The organism is Paralcaligenes ureilyticus (assembly GCF_004346225.1).
Taxonomy (GTDB): domain Bacteria; phylum Pseudomonadota; class Gammaproteobacteria; order Burkholderiales; family Burkholderiaceae_B; genus Paralcaligenes; species Paralcaligenes ureilyticus.
Genome location: NZ_SMAJ01000005.1, coordinates 178255 through 198355 on the forward strand (window position 1 = coordinate 178255; position 20101 = coordinate 198355).

Annotated in this window: 16 protein-coding genes; 10 read left to right on the plus strand and 6 right to left on the minus strand. The window is 58.0% G+C overall.

Translation table 11 applies throughout. The features are described 5' to 3' along the window. Positions 1-17: 17 nt before the first annotated feature. From EDC26_RS09155 to EDC26_RS09195, 9 genes are all read left to right on the plus strand, one after another. Positions 18-962 carry an ABC transporter permease gene (locus EDC26_RS09155; protein ID WP_132581747.1) on the plus strand — a complete coding sequence of 315 codons (945 nt, stop codon included), beginning with the start codon at positions 18-20 and terminating at the stop codon, positions 960-962. Continuing rightward, positions 959-1837 (plus strand): ABC transporter permease, encoded by an 879-nt coding sequence (locus tag EDC26_RS09160; RefSeq protein ID WP_132581749.1) that lies wholly within the window; start codon positions 959-961, stop codon positions 1835-1837. The genes EDC26_RS09155 and EDC26_RS09160 overlap by 4 nt, the downstream gene beginning before the upstream one ends. Then, a complete protein-coding gene (locus EDC26_RS09165) occupies positions 1838-3703 on the plus strand; it encodes a dipeptide ABC transporter ATP-binding protein (protein ID WP_481859723.1) in 1866 nt (621 codons plus the stop codon). It begins immediately after the preceding gene. 207 nt (positions 3704-3910) lie between these two features. Next, positions 3911-5416: an ABC transporter substrate-binding protein gene (locus EDC26_RS09170; protein WP_132581751.1), complete on the plus strand. Its 1506-nt coding sequence runs from the start codon at positions 3911-3913 to the stop codon at positions 5414-5416. Positions 5417-5539: 123 nt separating this feature from the next. Further along, positions 5540-7339 carry a gamma-glutamyltransferase family protein gene (locus EDC26_RS09175; protein WP_132581753.1) on the plus strand — a complete coding sequence of 600 codons (1800 nt, stop codon included), beginning with the start codon at positions 5540-5542 and terminating at the stop codon, positions 7337-7339. A gap of 495 nt (positions 7340-7834) precedes the next feature. Further along, complete coding sequence (locus tag EDC26_RS09180; protein ID WP_165930971.1) at positions 7835-8821, plus strand: Bug family tripartite tricarboxylate transporter substrate binding protein; 987 nt, start codon at positions 7835-7837, stop codon at positions 8819-8821. Between the two features lie 13 nt (positions 8822-8834). Continuing rightward, positions 8835-9839 (plus strand): ornithine cyclodeaminase family protein, encoded by a 1005-nt coding sequence (locus EDC26_RS09185; protein ID WP_132581755.1) that lies wholly within the window; start codon positions 8835-8837, stop codon positions 9837-9839. A 12-nt stretch (positions 9840-9851) separates the two neighbouring features. Then, positions 9852-10673, plus strand: coding sequence for a phosphate/phosphite/phosphonate ABC transporter substrate-binding protein (locus EDC26_RS09190; RefSeq protein ID WP_132581757.1), 822 nt, complete (start codon positions 9852-9854; stop codon positions 10671-10673). Next, a complete protein-coding gene (locus EDC26_RS09195; RefSeq protein WP_132581759.1) occupies positions 10674-10880 on the plus strand; it encodes a hypothetical protein in 207 nt (68 codons plus the stop codon). Between the two features lie 226 nt (positions 10881-11106). Here the strand turns inward: EDC26_RS09195 and EDC26_RS09200 are convergent, their stop codons facing one another. Continuing rightward, positions 11107-13581 carry a DUF3772 domain-containing protein gene (locus EDC26_RS09200; protein ID WP_132581761.1) on the minus strand — a complete coding sequence of 825 codons (2475 nt, stop codon included), beginning with the start codon at positions 13579-13581 and terminating at the stop codon, positions 11107-11109. 185 nt (positions 13582-13766) lie between these two features. Here EDC26_RS09200 and EDC26_RS09205 point away from each other — a divergent pair, with 185 nt between their 5' ends. Further along, positions 13767-14018 carry a hypothetical protein gene (locus EDC26_RS09205; RefSeq protein WP_132581763.1) on the plus strand — a complete coding sequence of 84 codons (252 nt, stop codon included), beginning with the start codon at positions 13767-13769 and terminating at the stop codon, positions 14016-14018. A 539-nt stretch (positions 14019-14557) separates the two neighbouring features. On the opposite strand, the gene EDC26_RS09210 is transcribed toward EDC26_RS09205, so the two are convergent. The 5 genes from EDC26_RS09210 to EDC26_RS09230 form a co-directional block, all read right to left on the minus strand. Then, positions 14558-15055: a Spy/CpxP family protein refolding chaperone gene (locus tag EDC26_RS09210; RefSeq protein ID WP_243700848.1), complete on the minus strand. Its 498-nt coding sequence runs from the start codon at positions 15053-15055 to the stop codon at positions 14558-14560. A 498-nt stretch (positions 15056-15553) separates the two neighbouring features. Further along, on the minus strand, positions 15554-16750 hold the full coding sequence (locus EDC26_RS09215; RefSeq protein ID WP_132581765.1) for a M20 aminoacylase family protein: 1197 nt from the start codon (positions 16748-16750) through the stop codon (positions 15554-15556). Continuing rightward, positions 16747-18156, minus strand: a complete 1410-nt coding sequence (locus EDC26_RS09220) for a M20 family metallopeptidase (protein ID WP_132581767.1) — start codon at positions 18154-18156, stop codon at positions 16747-16749. Before EDC26_RS09220 ends, EDC26_RS09215 begins: the two co-directional genes overlap by 4 nt. Beyond that, positions 18153-19127: an ABC transporter ATP-binding protein gene (locus EDC26_RS09225; RefSeq protein ID WP_132581769.1), complete on the minus strand. Its 975-nt coding sequence runs from the start codon at positions 19125-19127 to the stop codon at positions 18153-18155. The genes EDC26_RS09220 and EDC26_RS09225 overlap by 4 nt, the downstream gene beginning before the upstream one ends. Then, positions 19124-20101, minus strand: a complete 978-nt coding sequence (locus EDC26_RS09230; protein ID WP_132581771.1) for an ABC transporter ATP-binding protein — start codon at positions 20099-20101, stop codon at positions 19124-19126. The genes EDC26_RS09225 and EDC26_RS09230 overlap by 4 nt, the downstream gene beginning before the upstream one ends.

Sequence of the window (20101 nt, forward strand, 5' to 3'; positions counted from 1 at the left end):
CGCCAGGATATTTCTACATGTTCAAGCTTATTTTGCGTCGCATCATCGTGGCCATACCAACGCTGATATTGGTATCCATGATGGTGTTTGGCCTACAGAGAATCTTGCCCGGCGATCCGGTGCTGGCGATGGCGAGCGAAGAGCGCGACCCGGCAGTGCTGACTTATCTGCGCGAAAAATATCGGCTTAATGATCCGATCCCGGTACAGTATTTCGCCTGGATCAAGCAGGTGGGGCAGGGAAATCTGGGCATGTCCTTGCGTACCGACATTCCCGTAACGAAGCTTATCGCTCAAAAGCTGCCGGTCACGATTCAACTGTCAATCATGGCCATGATTCTGGCCATAGGCATTGGAATTCCGCTGGGCATCCTGGCCGCCGTCAAGAAAGGGACGCGGTTTGAGTTCGGCGCCAATATGATGGCGCTCTCGGGCATGTCCATCCCGAACTTCTGGCTGGGCATACTCCTGATCATGCTGGTGGCGGTCCAATGGAAGTTGCTGCCGGCCTCGGGTTTTGTGCCTCCGTCCGAGGACTTGTGGCTGTCTTTAAAAACCATGCTGATGCCGGCTGTCGTGCTGTCCACGGTGATCAGCGCCTACCTGATGCGCCATACGCGCTCGGCCATGCTGGAGGCGTTAAGCGCCGATTACGTGCGCACGGCGCGCGCCAAAGGGGCTTCGGAATCGGTCGTGGTATTGCGCCACGCCTTACGCAATGCGCTAATGCCGATTGTGACTCTGGTGACGATACTGTTTGGCGAATTGCTGGCGGGCGCGGTGCTGACCGAGCAGGTCTTCGGCATACCCGGCTTTGGCAAATTGCTGGTGGACGCCGTGTTCAATCGCGACTATGCGGTTGTGGAGGGGATTGTGTTGTGCATTTCCTTCGGGTTCATAGCGCTGACGCTGGTCGCCGATGTTTTGTATATCCTCGTTAATCCGCGGTTGAGGTACGCATGAGCACGCACGCCATCAACGCCGGGCCAATCACCCCGCCGCAGCGCAAGAGCCGCGCCTGGGGCAAGTTCAGGCGCAATCACTCGGCCATGCTGGGTGGCGTGGTTGTCCTGTTTTTCGTTCTGGTAGCCGTGTGCGCGCCGCTGCTTGCGGGCTACGACCCCATACAGGTCAGTTTCTCGACGATACGCAAGGCGCCCTCCGCGGCGCATTGGTTCGGCACCGATGAATTAGGGCGCGATATTTTTTCCCGCATGGTGTATGGCGCGCGTGCTTCGCTCATCGCGGGCATGGCTTCTGTGCTGATTGCCCTGGTGGTGGGCGTGCCGTTTGGTTTGCTGGCGGGCTATTTCGGCGGCTGGATCGATGGCTGCATATCCCGGGTCACCGAGGCCCTTTTTTCCATCCCCTTTCTTATTCTGGCCATTGCGCTCGCCGCGTTTCTGGGGCCCAGCCTGATCAACGCCATGCTTGCAATCGGGGTGTCGGCCGCGCCGCTTCTCATACGCCTGACGCGCGGCCAGGTCCTGGCCATTAAAAACGAAGACTATGTGCAAAGCACGCGCTCGCTGGGGGCGTCCAATACACGCATCATCGTGCGTCATATTTTACCCAACGTGATGCCCCCGCTCATCGTCCAGGCCACCATCCTGATTGCCAAAGCCATTATTGCCGAGGCCAGTTTGTCGTTCCTGGGCCTGGGCCTGCAGCCGCCCAGTCCTTCCTGGGGATCCATGCTGAACACCGCAAAAGATTTCATGGTGCAGGCGCCGTGGATGTCGGTCTTCCCGGGCCTGGCGATTTTCCTGGTGGTGCTGGGGTTCAATTTGTTGGGCGATGGCTTGCGCGATGCGCTCGATCCGCGACAGGGTGCGTAAATGACGTCGTCGATGAATGAAAAACGCGTCGTTCAGGTCTCTGGCCTGAGCGTCGTCTTTAAAACGCCCGATCGCGTGGTCGACGCGGTGAGCAATGTTTCTTTTCATGTCGACCGGGGCGAAACGCTGGCGATTGTCGGAGAGTCCGGGTCGGGTAAGTCGGTGACCTCCTTGTCCCTGATGCGTCTGGTCGAATTTGGTGCGGGCCGCATTACGCAAGGCGAAATCCTGCTGCGTCGGCGCAGCAATGAGGTGCTGAATCTGACGACTGCCTCCGAAGCCGTCATGAAAACGGCACGCGGCGCCGATATTGCCATGATTTTTCAAGAGCCGATGACCTCGCTGAACCCGAGCTTCACGGCTGGACGGCAAATTGCCGAAGCCCTGCAACTGCATCAGGGCATGAACTCGGCAGCCGCTCGTGCCGAAACGCTGCGCCTGCTCGAAACAGTGCGCATTCCGGACGCGCGCGCCATCCAGGATCGGTATCCACATCAGTTGTCGGGCGGGATGCGCCAGCGCATCATGATCGCCATGGCGCTGTCATGCAAGCCTCAGGTTCTGATCGCCGACGAACCTACGACAGCACTGGATGTCACGATCCAGGCGCAGATTCTGCAATTGATTCGCCAGCTGCAGCAGGATATGGACATGGGCGTGATTTTTATCACGCACGATATGGGTGTGGTGGCCGAGGTTGCTGATCGTGTGATGGTGATGTATCGCGGTGAAAGCGTCGAAGAGAATTCGTCGGACGACATATTTTTGCGGCCTAATCATCGCTATACCAAAGCCTTGTTATCCGCCGTGCCCAGGCTGGGCGCCATGACCGGTGTGCGCGACCCCGCGCCATTTGCTCTGCTGGGCGCCGAGGTTTCGGATAACCCAGGCACGGTCGCGCCTGCTTTCCTGCCCGGCACCGTGAAGCATGAGGCGGGGCCGATTCTGCAAGTCGATAAATTGGTGGCCCGATTCGATATCGCCAGCGATTGGCTCGGGCGTGTAAAGAAACGCGTGCATGCGGTCGAGCAGGTCAGCTTCGATATGTACCCCGGAGAAACGCTGGCGCTGGTGGGTGAGTCGGGTTGCGGAAAGACCACGACGGGGCGGTCCCTGGCGCGCCTGGAAAACGCGCGTGCCGGGAAAATCATTTTTCAGGGGCAGGATATAGGCCATTTGCGCAGCGCCGAAATGCAGGCCTTGCGCCGCAATATCCAGTTTATTTTCCAGGATCCGTTCGCCTCGCTCGACCCACGCGTGACCATCGGCTATTCGATCATGGAGCCGTTGCTGATTCACGGTGTTGCCAAGGGGCGCGCGGCGCAAGAGCGAGTGCGCTGGCTGATGGACAAGTGTGGCCTTAGCCCCGAGATGATAGACCGCTATCCCCATGAATTCTCGGGCGGGCAAAGGCAGCGTATATGTATCGCCCGGGCGCTGGCCTTGAATCCGAAAATTGTGATTGCCGATGAGTCCGTGTCGGCCCTGGATGTATCGATACAGGCCCAGATCGTGAACCTGCTGCTCGATCTTCAGCGCGAGTTCGGTTTGGCTATTTTGTTTATTTCTCACGACATGGCGGTGGTCGAACGCATTAGCCACCGGGTGGTTGTGATGTACCTGGGGCAAGTGGTGGAAATAGGGCCGCGGTCGGCTGTTTTTGAAAACCCGCAGCACCCCTATACCCGAAAATTGATGGCCGCCGTGCCCATTGCCGATCCCAGCCGCCGCCATCGGGCCCATTCGCTGCTGGTCGACGAAATACCCAGCGCGGTGCGCCTGGTGGGCGATGAGCCGCGGGTTGAACCTCTGGCCGAGGTGAGCCCCGGCCATTTCGTGGCGCGCCACCGTATAGGTGTTTATTGACTTTGCAGCGCCACCCCTTGTGGGTGGCATCTTAATCTGTTGTGGCGCCACCCCTCGGTGGGGGGCGTCTTAATCTGTTGTAGCGACACCCCTTGTGGGTGTCATTTTAGTCGGCAACAAATGCCCGTGGCACCCACAAGGGGTGCCGCTACAAAAGCATATTGCCTTTCGTCATCGAAATGCTTATCCACATTTAGGGGACTCATCATGCATAAAATAATCTTGAAACTGGCGGCGGTGGCAGGCCTGCTTTTGTCGGGCGTGGCGTTTGCCCAGACCACGCTGACTATCGGCCTGCAGGATGATCCCGATCAGCTTGACCCTGCGCGATCAAGAACATTTGTAGGGCGTATTGTGTTTGCGTCGCTGTGCGACAAACTGGTGGACATCACTCCCGACCTGAAGTTCGTGCCCCAGTTGGCGACATCGTGGACCTGGACCGACAATAAAACCTTGAAATTCACTTTGCGCGATCACGTGGTCTACCACGATGGCACGCCGGTCGATGCGGCTTCGGTCAAGGCCAATCTGGATCGCGCCAAAACCTTGCCCGACAGCAACCGCAAGAGCGAGCTGGCGACGCTGGCCAGTGTCGATGCACCGGACTCCAAAACGGTTGTCCTGCATCTGACCGAGCCTGACGCATCGCTGCTGTCGCAATTGTCCGACCGTGCCGGCATGATGCAGTCGCCCGCAAGCTTCGATAAAAATCCCGGCAAGCAACCGGTGTGCTCGGGCCCCTATCGCTTTAAAGAGCGCGTGCAAAACGACCGCATCGTGCTGGAAAAATTTCCCCAATACTGGGATGCGGCGGATTACCATTTCGACAGGCTTGTCTTCAAGCCGATTCCCGATGCAACGGTGCGCCTGAACGATTTGCGCGCCGGCGGTCTGGATATTGCGGAACGGATCGCCCCCAGCGATGCGCAAACGGTAAAGGACGATCCCAAGTTGGTTTTCGCGCCCATTACCGGCCTGGGATTTCAGGCGATTTCGGTTAATTTTGCCAATGGCCCCCGCGGCGCAATCAACCCCTTCGCCAAAGATGCGCGTGTGCGGCAAGCCTTCGATCTGGCCCTCGATAAGGACGCCATCAACCAGGTGGTGGGCTTGGGGTTGTATCAACCTGCATTTCAGCCTTTTCCTCCGGCCAGCTTTGCATACGACAAAAAATTCGAACGCAAGGGAAGCGATGTAAAGAAAGCCCGCGAGCTATTGAAGGAGGCCGGGTTTGACCGGGTCAAGGTCGAGATTACCTACGGCACCAACACGATCATGCAGCAGGTCATGGAGATGATACAGGCCATGGGCCGCGAGGCGGGGTTTGATATTACGCTGCGGCCCATGCAGTTTGCGGCCTTGCAGTCCGCCATGGCCAGGGGCGATTTTCAGCTGGCGCAGGCCGGATGGTCGGGGCGGGTGGATCCCAGCGCCAACGTTTTCCAGTACGTGGGTTGCAAGGGAAGCCTGAACGATGGCAAGTTCTGCGACAAAACCATGAACCAGCTATTGGTCGACGCGCGGGTGGAACTGGACACCAACAAGCGCAAGGTGCTCTACGCCAAGTTCCTGGAACAGATGCAGGCCAAGCGTCCTGTTTTTTATACCTACTACCTGCCCTGGACGTTTGCGTTGAAAAAACAGCTGCAGGGGTTTGTACCCTATCCCGATGGGCTGATTCGTTTGAAGGGCGTTACGATGGCAGCCAAATAGACGTGTTTCGTTCTGGGCGTTGTGGTGGCCACGTTTTTGTAGCGGCACCCCTTGTGGGTGCCATCCACGCGCTGTAAACCACTGCCTCCACATTGTCTTTCCTACCTTCTAAAACTACTCATCATGTTTACGACCCGCCCAGAAATTACCGGCACCTTCGGTGTTGTCACCTCTACCCATTGGCTTGCCTCCTCGGTATGCATGGCGATGCTGGAGCGCGGCGGCAATGCCTTTGATGCGTGCGTGGCCGGCGGGTTCATGCTGCATGTGGTGGAGCCCAACCTGGTGGGCCCGGCAGGTGAAGTACCCGGTATTTTTTACTCTGCGCGCACAAAAAAAATTGAAGTGTTGTGCGGGCAGGGGACCACTCCGGGCGGGGCGACGCTGGATCATTACCGGTCCGAAGGCTTGTCGATGATCCCCGGCAACGGTTTGCTGGCGGCTGTCGTGCCCGGCGCTTTCGATGCCTGGATGATCCTGTTGCGCGATCATGGCACGATGCGGTTGCGTGAAGTGCTGGAGCCGGCCATTTATTATGCGCAGACGGGGCATCCGTTGCTGCCGCGCATATCGAATGTTATTGCCAACATGAAAGATTTTTTTCAAACGTATTGGCCTAGCTCCGCCCAAACCTACCTGCCCGGCGGTGCCGTGCCCGAGGGCGGCAAGCTTTTTTGCAATCCTGTGCTGGCGCAGACGTGGACTCGCCTGTTGGCCGAAGCGGAAAGCGCGGGCAGCGATCGCGAGGCCCAAATTGAAAAGGCCAGAAAAGTGTTTTACCAGGGCTTCGTGGCCCAGGCCATTGACCGATTCGCGTCGCAAACCGAAGTGATGGATGAGAGCGGAACTCCTCATAAAGGCGTTATCTGCGGCGATGACATGGCCCGTTGGTCGGCCAGTTACGAAACACCCTTGCAGTATCAGTATGGCAATATGACGGTGTCGAAAACGGGGCCCTGGAGTCAGGGGCCAACCTTTCTGCAGGTTCTGGCGCTGCTCAAGCACACGGATATTTCAAGCCTGGAGGCCGATGACCCGCGCTTTGTGCATGTGCTGGTTGAAGCCATGAAGCTCGCGTTTGCCGATCGCGAAGCCTATTACGGCGATACCCATTTTGTGGATGTGCCTATTTCGGCCTTGCTGTCTGATGACTACAACCGGGCGCGCAGCCGCTTGATCGGTGATCGGGCCTTCAATCAGCTAAGTCCGGGCGTGATTCCGGGCTATGAAGCGCAAGTGAGCCGCGTCGTGGCCAGCCTCGAGCGTCTTTCACCGCAAACGGCGCTCGACACGCCGGTTTCAGCCATGGATTTGGCCAACCGGGCCGTTTCCGCCAGACGTGGCGACACCACGCACATCGATGTGATTGATCGATGGGGCAACATGATCACCGTTACGCCCTCGGGGGGCTGGCTGCAGTCGTCGCCGGTCATTCCGGAGCTGGGTTTTGGTTTGAATACGCGGGCGCAGATGTTCTGGCTGGAGGAGGGTTTGCCGGGGACGCTGGCGCCGAACAAACGCCCCAGGACTACCTTGAGTCCCACCTTTCTGTTGAAAGACGGCGCGCCCTACATGGTGTTTGGCACGCCGGGCGGCGACCAGCAAGAGCAGTGGCAGTTGATATTGTTTTTGCGGCATGTCCATCAGGGTTTGAACCTGCAGGAGGCCATTGATATGCCCATGTTCCATACCCAGCATTTTCCCAGTTCTTTTTATCCGCGTGCCCGAAAGCCTGGGAACATTACGATCGAGAGCAGCGTGGGAAGCGCGATGATGGACGATCTGCGCAGTCGAGGCCATCAGATTGAAGAGTCCGAGCCGTGGAGCATTGGACGCCTGACCGCCGCCTCGCGCGATACCGATGGCTTGCTGCGCGCGGCCGCCTCGCCCAGGTTGATGCAGGCTTATGCGGTGGGGCGTTAATGTGGCTGAGTCCGATTGATCTGTTGCGTGACCCGTTGTAGGTGGTATGCGTTTGTAGCGGCAGCCCTTGTGGCTGCCATCGGCACAATAACTTGCGCCCCGTTTTGCAAACATGGCAGCCACAAGGGCTGCCGCTACATCAGCGGTGAGTACGTTTCTGCCGCAATATCCCTTGTAGGTGCCATTCGAATTAGCGGCGGGCGTCTGGCCGTCGCATCGCGCGAGGCTGATGGCCTGCTGCACGCGGCCGCCTCACCCAGGCTAATGCAGGCCTATGCGGTGGGGCGTTAGAGAGTCTGGTTTTATAAGCTATTGACGCGCCGTCCGTTATTCTCTACATTATGTATATGTCTATACATAATTATGCAAACCCATTTTTTTAGTAAACAGGCCGCGCAATCTTGTGATTGCCGACCCGTTATGTCTTGTAGCTCTAGAGTTGTCGGATCCCTGTTGGCAAACATTTAAGGCTAATTCGCACCATCGGAGACTTTTATGAGTATCGTAAAGAAAATAGCTGGGTTATTGGTGGGCGTGGTATCGCTTGCCTCAATGGGCAATGCGTTTGCGGCAAGTGCGGGAACCTATCCGGATCGATCCGTTAAGTTGATAGTTCCGTTCGCGGCGGCAGGCATAGCGGACACGCTTGCACGAATTGTTGCTCAGCATTTGGCGGAAAAATGGAAGCAGTCGGTCATTGTTGAAAATAAACCTGGGGCGGCTGGCAATATAGGTATGTCCATGGGGGCCAAGGCTGCTCCAGATGGTTATACCCTGGTGCTGGCGCCCGTAGGAAACCTGACCGTCAATGAATTGTTATTCACGAAATTGACTTTTAAAGTGGCGGATTTTGCGCCCATTACCGAGTTGGCAGCTTCGCCAAACGTATTGGTCGTTGGGAAAAAAATGCCGGTGAAGAGTTTTGCCGAATTTATCAGCTATGCAAAAGCCAATCCGGACAAGGTTGATTTTTCTTCGCCGGGTATAGGCAGCGGAGCCCATCTGGCCGGCGAGTTATTGAAGCAAATGGCGGGAATCAACATGCTGCATGTACCTTATGCGGGAATGTCGCCGGCGTTAAACGATGTGATAGCGGGAAATGTGAGTGCCATGTTCGCCGGCATTTCCACTGTTCTGCCCTATATCAAAGATGGCAAATTGACTGCTCTGGCCGTAGCTGGCCCCGAGCAACTCCCGGAGTTGCCCGGCGTTCCTACCGTATCCGACAGTGGATATAAAGGGTTCGATGTGACTTCCTGGTATGGATTGATCACGCAAAAAAATGTTCCCCAGGCGATTGTCCAGAAAATACAGAAAGACGTCGCTGCAGTTCTGAGTGATGTAAACGTCAAGAATAAACTATCGGCGCTGGGCGTTACGACGGTTGGAAGCACGCCTGAGGATTTTTCCAAAAAAATAGCGGCAGATACGAAAAACTGGGGCGCCATTATTAAAAAGGCAAACATTAAACCTCTGCAGTAGATAGGAGCTTTAGGTGCAATCAATAAATATTACCTACTTGAATGGGCCGGATATCGAAGCGTTATCGCTTACCGATGCAGAAATATTGGCTGCGGTTGAGTCTGCTCTGTTGGCACAGGGGAAAAAAGAAACGGTTATCGAGCCCAGGGTGCACTTGGTGCCTGAATCATCGGACAAAGGGCATTTCAATGTCTTGAGAGGGTATATAAAGTCTTTGGATGTCGCAGGCATCAAGGTTGTAGGGGACTTTGTTGATAATTACAAAGTCGACCTGCCTTCGGAGCTTGCCCTGTTGAGTCTGTTCTCCCCTGTAACGGGCAAACCGCTAGCCATTATTAATGCGACATCCATTACAGACATGCGCACGGGCGCGGTCACTGCGTTGGGTGCAAAATATCTGGCAAGGAAAAACAGTAAAGTTCTTGGGCACATTGGATCGCGAGGGACATCTTATTGGAATGTGAGGTTGTTGGATTCCTTATACGATTTTGATGAAATCCGTGTTCATTCCAAAAGGCCTGAAAGCCAGAATGCGTTTGCTGAACGGCTATCCCGGGATTTAAAGAAACCGGTTATTGCTGTCAACAATTGGGAAGATTGCGTACGCGACGCCGATATTATTGTAGAGGCGTCCCGTTTACCTGAACCGGCTCCTTTATTAAAAACAGGGTGGATAAAGAAAGGGGCATTTGTTGTGCCTTATGGCACGATGAGTGCGGTTGAGCTATCGCTTACAGACATAATGGACAAGGTGGTGGTTGACGACTGGGGGCAATGTCGTAAAGGACTTCCTTTCGGCTCTTTGCGTGCCCACGTGGATAGCGATAAGCTGACTGAACACAATCTTCATGCTGAGCTTGGCCAGATTGTCGCTGGATTGAAATCCGGCAGGGAAAACGATGGTGAAACCATTTTGTTCTGGCACAGGGGCTTATCCACAACAGATATTGCCTTGGGGCATGCCTTATTGGAAAAAGCCAAAATAAAAGGCGTGGGGCAGATACTAAGGTTTGCGTAAACACAGGAAACCATGGGTTTGATTGCTTCGACAAGAATGTACGATGTCTGTCCCAGTGCAAAAAATGCGTGGGCCGGCCTGCTTCAATACGCTTTAAATAAGGCGGATCTACAGGTTGAGGTAATCGATCACGCCTGGCCAAAACCCATTTCCGATTTGTGGAGCAGGCCGGGATTGTGTGCGGTGTTTATGTGTGGGTGGCCATTTATCCGTGCCCTTGCGGCGGGCCTTGAAGTCCGGCCTTTGGTTGGCGTAATTCCCGCCTGGCCTGCATATGGGGGGCTGGCGCGTTACAGGAGCGAGTTTTTAATTCGGGAGAGTGAAGGATGGGGCCGTCTTGAAGACAGCTTTGGTTCGCGCTACGGATGGATGGTCAAAGACTCGCAGTCTGGCTGGAATGCGCCTCGAATGCATTTGTCGTCGTATGCGGCGAAATACGGAAGGGCACTGTTTGCCGAATCAAGGGGCCCTTATGGGAATCCATTGGGCTTGATCAATGCACTGACTAGCCATGAGATTGATATTACCGCTATCGATGGTTGGTATTTGGATCTGATCCGATCTCATTGCCCCGAAGTGTTGGCGGGGATACAAACAATGGATTTTACGGAGTGGACGCCAAATCCTTTGCTGATTGTGTCGGCTACTTTGGATGAAGATAAGTACCAGGGCCTTTTAATGGCTTTTTTGGACATGGACAAGGATTTGTACGGTAAGGAATTGCTGAAAAGGGCAAACGTTTTGCGTTTTCAGAACGTTGATGTTGAAAAGTATTTTTCATTGATCGATATGGAAAAACGAGCTTTGGCAAACAATTATCCTGAGATAGCATAAGTGTGTACTCTCGATTGGACCGCTGCGCCGGAAGGCTGGAACTGGGCATCGCAAGACGAAGACGGCCGCTGGTTCTGGTATCGGGTCAAGCCGCTGCCCAGCATCGGCGGCGGAGTGTGGCGTGCGCCCTCGCGTGCCCAGGTATTGGCATGGGAAGGGCAGCCCAACCCCGATTGGGTTCACACCCTGCGGCAGCGTCCTGAATAAGCGGTTGTAGCGCCACCTCGTAGCGTCACCCAGTAGCGCCACCTTGTAGCGCCACCCCTTGTGGGTGGCAAAACCATTGACAGTCGGGGTCGTCTTTATGTAAAAAATGCCACCCACAAGGGGTGGCGCTACATGATTCACGGGTAGGTCTTTGTCGATATCGCCTTGGACGTCAAGGTTTTTGTAGCGGCACCCCTTGTGGGTGCCATTCGCGCAGCGCGGCAAGTCAGGCGGGCGCCGTCGGCATGGCAGCGTCCGTGCCGGGCAGGACTGGCGTATCGGGCGGCATCATGATTATGGTGGATGGCTTCGATAGCGGCAGGTTGGCTTGCCCGAGCTGCTTCAATACCTCGAACAGCAGTGCACTGCGCACGCCGTAGGCCGCGCGCGGTGAATTGACATAGCCGGTGGCGTTGAATACTAGGAGGCCGTGGTTGGGATCTATGCCGTCGAGCAAGACCTTGGGGGCAGGCTCGTCGAGCACGTCGTCGTGACTGCGGAATATCTCAACGATAAGGCTGCGCACCCGCTCCGCATCGGTTGAGAGCGGCATGGGCAGCTTGATTTGCACCAGGCCCAACGGATTGGCGTGCGTAACGTTGCGCACGACCTTGGTAATGAATTCGGAATTGGGCACGATGACCGTGGAGCGGTCGCTCATCTGGATTTCGGTGGCGCGCACATTAATGCGGCGTATATCGCCCTCGACGCCTCCAAGGGATACCCAGTCGCCTACCCTGACCGGCCGTTCGGCGAGCAGTATCAGGCCGGAAACAAAATTTTGCACCACGGCCTGCAGCCCGAAGCCGATGCCGACCGATAGCGCGCTGGCTATCCACGCGACTCGCTCCAGGCTGAGGCCCGCCGCCGACAGGGCCAGCGCCACCGCCAGCACATAGCCTGCGTAGCTGAATAAATTGGCCGTGGATTGGCGCATGCCGGGGTCCAGGCTGGTGGTAGGCAGATATTGGGCCGCCAGCCAGCGCTGCAGAATTCGTACGCATCCGAAACCCAATAACAAGACCACTGCCGATTGCAGCACAGAGGTGGGGCGGATCTGCACCTCGCCGATTGAAATTCCGGCATGCAGATAATCAATGTGGCTAAGCAGTTCGGCTGGCCCTTCGCCGAACGGCGCCAGTAAAAAAGCCACGGCGAGCAGCACGATGCCCAAGCGGCCCAGGCCCGACAGCACTACGACGGCCTGACTGCGGGCACGGGTCAGGGGTCGCGCCAGGTGTTCATCCTCGGCATTGTGCCGTATCGAGGCGAGCAGGCTCACGCAGCCGTCGTGTATCAGCACCGTCAACAGATACATGGCGCTTAGCACGACGGCGTACCAGACCATTTGCTTGATGACAAAACTGCCAAATGCGACGAAGCCCGTGAGGACGCATATCACGCCGCCGACCAGCACCAGCCAGGCCAAACTGAACAAGGCAGTCAGCCACAAGGGGCTGGCGGGGGATTGCGCGCTCTCCGGATCCAGCTTGTGTCGGCGCCGCAACCGGCTGGCGCGCAGCAACGCGGCGGCCATCGTAACGGCCAGGGCGAGCGCCATGAAGCATTCGATGGTAACCGTGGCGGCCAGGCTGGCGTTGATTATCTTTGCCAGCTCTTCGAAAAACCAGCCTATCGATACGACTATCGCGAGAATCAGTGGAAATCGCCCCAGGCTCGACGCAACGGTATCAAGTATGGGCGGCAAACGCCACGATGGACGTACGGGCGCCAGCAGCGCCGAGCCGAGGCCCGCAATCAAGCCGCCGTAACAAGAGATGACCAGCACCCAGTCCAGCAGGGTGGAGAACGCGTCGGATAGTGAATTGGACCGGGCCAGGCCTATGCGCAAAGCGTCGGCAACCAGGCCGGGCGTGGCGATGCTGAGCAGAACCACCGCCATGGCGAATAGTGACCGCCGCAGTCGCCCGGGCGGCACACGTGTTGTGGTCAGGCGTATCAGAGCGCGGCCGGCGAATACGCGCAAGCCCAGTATGAGCACGATGGCCAGAAAAATGCCGATCCAAGCCTGCAGCGGCGTAGCGGCCAGGACGGCCGTCAGCTCTGTGCGCAGCGGTTTCAGCCGGCGCGCGTCCTTGGGCCATTCGCGGTGCAATTCGGCCCAGAAAGGTTCTCCCAGGATGGAATCGGTGCGCTCGCCCATTCGGGCCTGGAACTGGGAACGGCGCAGCGACAGGATTTGTTCGGCAGCCTGCCCGGCTTCGACGGAAATCAGGCGGGCCAGTTTGTTTTGTGCGTCCAGCTTGCTGCTGCTTTTAGTCAGTTCTGTCCGTTGTGCCGCGACATCGGCCGCTTCGGGTGTGTCCGTACTGGGAACGCCCAATTGAGCCAGCCGGGCTTGTACGCTGGTCAGTTGGGGTGCAATGGCGGCGGCGGCCGCATCGGCTTTGGCTTGAGCGGCCTGCGCGGTGGCCCGCAAGTCCACCAGCTCGGCGTCGGTTTGCGGTTCTTTCAGGCTTTTTTGCACCGAATCCATTTGCGCGCGCAAAGTGTCCAGAGCAGTACTGACGTCTACCGGCGCTTCGCCGCCCACTTTCGCGTCGCGCGGCTGAGCGCGGGCGGGCGCGAGTGTCAACGCCATGAGCGCGATCAGTGCAATCAGCCACCACAGCGCCAAGCGCCCGCTAAAACTAAAGATCCGGATATGTGTCGGAAATGACGTGTGATCAGGCGATGTCATCAGGCTTACGCTGAAAAGGCGGGAAACGCCCGTCGATGGCGAGCATCATACCGCGTCGCCTTATGGCCGCAAAGCCATGTTGAGGTTTGTTGCACTCCAGTCGATAATACATTCGTGTACCGGGTTTTCAAGGGTAATACTGCATTTTGCTTGAAGCTCAGTGCGCAACACAACTGGGGATTCACGTGGCAAATCGATCAAAATCCATACAGGATATATACACCCGCAAGGTAGGCGGTGAAACGTTTCAGTACAACGTCACGTACACGCCCGGTGCAACCGTCGATTGGAACGCCCGCGTTTATCAGGATGGCGAGCTAAAAGGCACTCCTTCCGGGTCCGTCAGCCACAATGTAATGACAGGTAAAGCCTTGTCTCAATTTCTTGTCAGCTATGTTGAAGGCATTATTGAACGGGGCCTCGGGATCGAGGAGTAGGCATGTAGGGGCGACCCTTGTGGTCACCCATTCGGCAGACGATACCTGCAAGGGCTGACGCGCTAAGGGCGACCACAAGGGTCGCCCCTACAAAACCTACCCGTCGCGTATCACGCCATGGCTTACCGCCGAAAATCGAGCGGGAAAAATAAACTGATGCCGGGTGATTGCTGTGGCTCATAGTACACAGGCGGCGGGACGTAGACGGGTTGCGCGTAGTAATAACGCCGACGCTCAGGCGGCGGCTCCCTATAGACCCTGCGATGGTTACGCGATTCATTCCGATAATGATCGTTATGCGACGCACGTTGGCTACGATTGTCATGCTCATTGTTTTGTTCCGCTAGCGCCGACGTTATCGACAAGCCACTTATCAGCGAAGCAAAGGCCAGTGCGGTCACGGCCTTGCGGCCGGCTAACCTTACACCGCCAGGCTGCCGTATTGAGGATTTCATAATGATGTTTCCTTTTTCGAATGCTTGATCCGATCACGAACCGGGGACTGGAATTGCCTGGCCCGGGCATAATCCTGTTCGTAGTTATTTTGCCTTGGACATCTTATGGCCACGCTTGTGGTCACGATGACGGAACAAGGTATCCGCGTCTTTTTTCTGAGAGTCCGACATGCTGGAATAAAGTGCGGCAAACGCCGGGGTCAGTTTTTTGATCCCGTCCGCATGGGCATCGGTGATATCACCGTAGGATTTAAGATTGTCGACAGCGGTCATGTCCTTGGCATGATCGTCCCTTGCCTGAATAAGCGTGTCCATGGTTTTTGCATTTTCACGCATTATCTGGGCAACTTTGGCCCACTGATCTTCCTGTGCCGCCGTGATCTTAAGCTTGGCGTGCATGTTGGCGATGCGTTGTTCAGTGCGGTCCTGGTGAGTCTCGCTAGCGGCGTGAACCGTCCCCGACGCGGAAGCGGGGGTGGCGGCGAAAACCGCGCCCGGCGCGAAAGTCAGAGTCGCGGCCAGAGCTGCTGCCGCAATAAGACGCATGCTTGCATAAGTGGGTTGCTTGCTGCTTAGCTTCATGTTTGTTCTCCAGATTGATCCAAGTTTTCTTGCGTCCGCCAATTCGGGCGGCATGCCATACGAATAGCTATTATTTCCCTTTGTCAGACGGCGTTCCGTTCGATAACGCACATATAGTCGGGAAAAATAAAGGCAGGGGCGCAAGCTTGACGATGCTCGGAAGTGAGCCAAATCTTGCCGCCGCAGCGCAGATTTTCAGAGGGGGTAACAGCGTGTTGCTGTGCGATCAAGATTGATCAGGCGCGCGTAATTTTCACCGTCCGGCATCTTGGTTGTAGTGGCTCCCGCCAGGAATGCCACTACAAAAGCCATGCAAAACAGTATCTACAAAAACGCACCCGTGAATCTGTAGCGACAGGCCTTGTGCCTGTCATCTGCGCAAGATACCGTCTGATCGCCAAGATTTTGTCACCCACAAGGGGTGGCGCTACAAAGAATGGCACCCACAAGGGGTGCCGCTACAAAATCTTGTGGTGCCGCCGCCCACGTCAAAGTCAATCACGCGATTTTCTCTTGCCCTAAAAACCGTTCGACCAGCCTTGCCCAGTAGGCGGCGCCCACGGTCAGGTTGCCGTCGGTGAAGTCGTACGAGGCGTTGTGCAGCATGGGGGTGTCGCCATTTCCAAGGCGCAGGAAACATCCCGGCTTGTGCTGCAGGTAGTAGGCGAAATCTTCGCTGCCGGTGACGGGTCCAAAGGGAGCGATCACGCGCGCCGGGCCGACCAGTTCTTCGGCCACTCCGCGAGCGAATTCGGCCTCGGCTTCGGTATTGACCAGGACCGGGTAGCCCTGCTGGTAGTCAATCTCCACGCGGCCGCCGTAGCCCTGCACATGCAGCGTCACCAGCTCGGTGATGCGCTGCTGCAACTGCTCGCGCACTGCAGGGCTGAACGAGCGCACGCTTAAAGCCATGCTGGCCGATTCGGGGATGACGTTGGCGGCGATGCCGGCGTTGAGCATGCCGATGGTGACGATAGCGGTTTGGGTGGGGTCGATGTTGCGCGACACCACGCTTTGCAGCGCCATGACCAGGCTGCCGGCGATCAGGATCGGGTCGACCGCCAGGTGAGGACGGGCGGCATGGCCGCCGCGGCCGTGTATCGTGATCTTTACCGTATCGGAGGCGGCCATGAAGGGGCCGCTGCCAAACATGAAAGTGCCCGCCGGATAACCGGGATGGTTGTGCAGGCCGAAGATGGCGTCGCACGGAAAACGTTCAAACAGGCCGTCGGCAATCATCTGCTGGGCGCCGCTGTTGCGGCCGGCTTCTTCGGCGGGCTGAAAAACCAGATGCACCGTGCCGGAAAAGTTGCGCGTGGCCGCCAGATGCCGGGCGGCGCCCAGCAGCATGGTGGTGTGGCCGTCGTGTCCGCAGGCATGCATGCGGCCGGCGTGGCGGCTCGCATAGGGCAAGCCGGTTTCTTCCAGAATTGGCAAGGCGTCCATATCGGCGCGCACGCTAACGCTGCGCGTGCCATGGCCTACCTTCAGCGTTGCCACCACGCCGTGCCCGCCTACGTTGCGCGTGACCTGGTAGCCCCACTGGGCCAGGTTTTGCGCCACTAGTTCGGAGGTATCCACTTCGTGAAAGGAAAGCTCGGGATTGTGGTGGATGTGATGGCGGGTCTTGGCGAGGAATTCGGTCGACTCGGCCAGGTCGTCGAGCTCGCAATAATTATTGCCGGGAGCTGTCATGAGTGCGCCTTCGTCTGAGCGTGTTTGGGGGTGTCGCCGGCTCCCATGTCCCAATACAGGCCAGTCATGACGGCGAGGCCTTCGCGCAGTACGGCCGGCGGCAGGTGCTCGTTGGGCGCGTGCTGCGAGCAGCCGGGGTAGGAGTGAGGTACCCACACCGTGCGCAGGCCCAATACGTCGGTGAAAATGTCATTGGGCAGCGACCCGCCCAGATTGGGCAGGACGGCCGGCTTCTTGCCGCTGGTTTGTGCAATCGAGGCCACGGCCCATTGCACCCACGCGTCGTCGGGGTCGATGCGCGTGGCCTGAAACAAACCCTCGCGATTCTGCGCAAGCTTGACCATGGGAAAGCCCTGGCGATCCAGGTGGCGGCGCAAGGCGGGCAGGACGTTGGCAGGATCGATTCCCACGACAAAACGCAATTGGCAGCGTGCCCAGGCACGCGCCGGAATCGCATTCACGGGAGTCTCCGGGTTGCCGGTTTTATACGCCAGGACTTCGAACGAGCACCAGCCAAAGACCCGCTCGGCCGGAGACAGCCCAGGCTCGCCCCACCAGGGTTCGATCTGCGGCCCGTCGGCGCCGCCATCGACTTCGCAGTCGGCCAGCGCGCGGCGAACCGAAGCAGGCAGTTCCGCGGGCACCCATTCGGGGATGCGGATCTGGCCCGTGGGCGATACGATGCTGGCAATGGCATGCGCCAGTTGTATGCCGGGGTTCGAAATCAGGCCGCCCCAGTTTCCCGAGTGATGACCGCCCGCCCGTGCTTCGATGCTCAGATCGAAGTTGACGCTGCCGCGCGAGCCCAGAAATACTGTGGGGCGTTCGGCGCTTAAGCGTGGCCCATCCGAGGCGATGAGGAGATCGGCGCTGAATAATTCCTTGTTGGCCTCGCACAGTTCGCGCAAGCCCTGCGAGCCGGTTTCTTCGCCCATTTCTATCAGATACTTGGCATTGAAACCCAACTTTCCGCGGGTCTGCAGGACGGTGCGCATGGCTTCCATGTTGACGCTGTGCTGGCCTTTGTTGTCGGCAATGCCGCGCCCGTACCAGCGGCCATCGGATTCGGTAAGCAACCAGGGCGAGAGCGGTTCTTTCCATTCGCGCTCCAGGCCGCGGATCACGTCGCCGTGGCCGTAGCCAAAGACGGTGGGCAGGCTGGGGTCTTCAATCCGTTGTGCAAACAGAAAGGGGGCGCGAGCCTTGGGATGGCTCATGATCTGGCAACTGAACCCCATGGCTTCAAACGCCGGGCGCATCTCGTTTTCCAGATAGGTGGCCAGAATCGGGGCGCGTTCGGGGTTCTGGCTTTCGGTGGGAATGGCGATGCGCCGCGCCAGGGTTTCCTGGAATTGGCCGGAATCGAAATGGCGTTGGGCGGCGATGACGGCTTCTGAGCGATTCATGATGCGTGTCCTTGGATGGTAGGCGGATACAGATGGCAGGCGACTTGGCCTTGCTCATGTTGAATAAGGGCGGGGCGCTGGCTGCTGCACTGGGGCAGGCGTTGCGGGCAGCGCGGGTAAAACGAGCAGCCGGGCGGTGGATTGAGCGGGTCGGGGAAGGCCAGGCCCAGACCGATATCGGGCAGCCCCAGGCCAGGTTCCGGCGTTAGCACTGAAGCCAGCAGGGCCTGAGTGTACGGATGGCGCGGTTGGCGAAACAGGTTTGCCGTCTCCGTTTGTTCCACCACTCGGCCCAGATACATCACGGCCACGTGGGTGGCGATGTGTTCAACCACGGCCAGGTTATGGCTGATGAACACATAGGTCAGGCCGAATTCTCGGCGCAGATCGAGCAGCAAATTCAGGATTTGCGCCTGAACCGAAACATCCAGGGCTGAAGTCGGCTCGTCGCAAATCACGATTTCCGGGTTCATCACCAAAGCGCGGGCAATCGCCACGCGCTGACGCTGCCCACCCGACAACTGGCCTGGCGTATGGTCGGCGTAGCGCGCCGGAAGCCCTACGCGCTCCATCATTTCGATGGCCTTGCGGCGCTGCTCGGCCGCCAAACCCAGGCCGTGCACCTGAAGCGGAAACGCGATGATCGAGCTGATGCTGCGTCGCGGGTTGAGTGACGAGTAGGGGTCCTGGAATATAGGTTGAATGCGGCGCGCCAGGGCGCGGCGATCCAGGCTGTGTATGTTCTGATCCTCGAGGGTGATGTGACCGCCGCTGGGCGCGAGCAGCCCCAGCAACATGCGGGCCAGCGTCGATTTCCCGCAACCCGACTCGCCGACGATGGCCAGCACGTCGCCGCGATGCAGGCTGAGGTCGACGCCATTGACGGCATGCAGCGTGCGGCGCGGCGCAAACATGCCGCCCCCGACGCGAAAGGAACGTGTCAGGTCGTGGGCCTGAAGCAGGGCGCTCATGCCGGCGCTCCATTCAGGATGCAGCGCCAGCGATGATCGTGTTCGGATGTGTGCACGGGCACCGTTACTCGACAACGTTCTTGCGCATGCGGGCAGCGCTCGCGAAAACCGCAGCCCTGGAATTCGCCGATCAAGGAGGGCACCACGCCCGGTATGGTGCCCAGCCTTCCGCCCGGCGCGGTGCGCCCCGGCACGGGAATGCAGCTTAGCAAGCCTTGCGTATACGGATGGCGCGGGTCGGCAAAGAGGTCGTGCGCCAGGCCTTCTTCGACGACCTCTCCGGCGTACATGACGGCCACGCGGTGGGCAATGCGCGCCACCACGCCCAGATCGTGGGTAATGAGTATCATGGCGATGCCCAGTTCCTGCTGCAGGTCGGCGAGCAACCGCAGAATCTGTGCCTGTATGGTCACATCCAGCGCCGTGCTGGGTTCGTCGGCAATCAGCAGCTCGGGGCTGCACATCAGCGCCATGGCAATCATGACCCGCTGGCGCAACCCGCCGGATAACTGATGAGGGTACTGGTCGAGGCGCTGGGCGCTGGAGGTGATGCCTACTTTTTCCAGCAAGTCGATGGCTCGTGCGCGGGCCTCGGCCGCGCTGCTGCGTCGATGCTGCAGGTAGGACTCCATCAACTGGTTGCCGATGGTATAGGCGGGATTCAAGGCGGTCATGGGTTCCTGGAAGATCATGGCCATCTTGTTGCCGCGCAAGGCATTGATGCGTTTTTTGTCGGCCGCGGCCAAGTCTTCGCCTAAAAAAGAAAGGTGCTGCGCGCTGCGCTTTGCCACCTTGGGCAGCAGGCTCATCAAAGCCAGCGAAGTCATGGATTTGCCGCAACCCGATTCGCCTACCAGGCACAAGGTCTCGCCGCGCCGAACCTGGAACGAGACATTGCGTACGGCGTGCAGCGGGCCGTTTGGCGTGGCCAGATCGACATTCAGGCCCTGGACGTCCAGAACGATGTTGTCCAT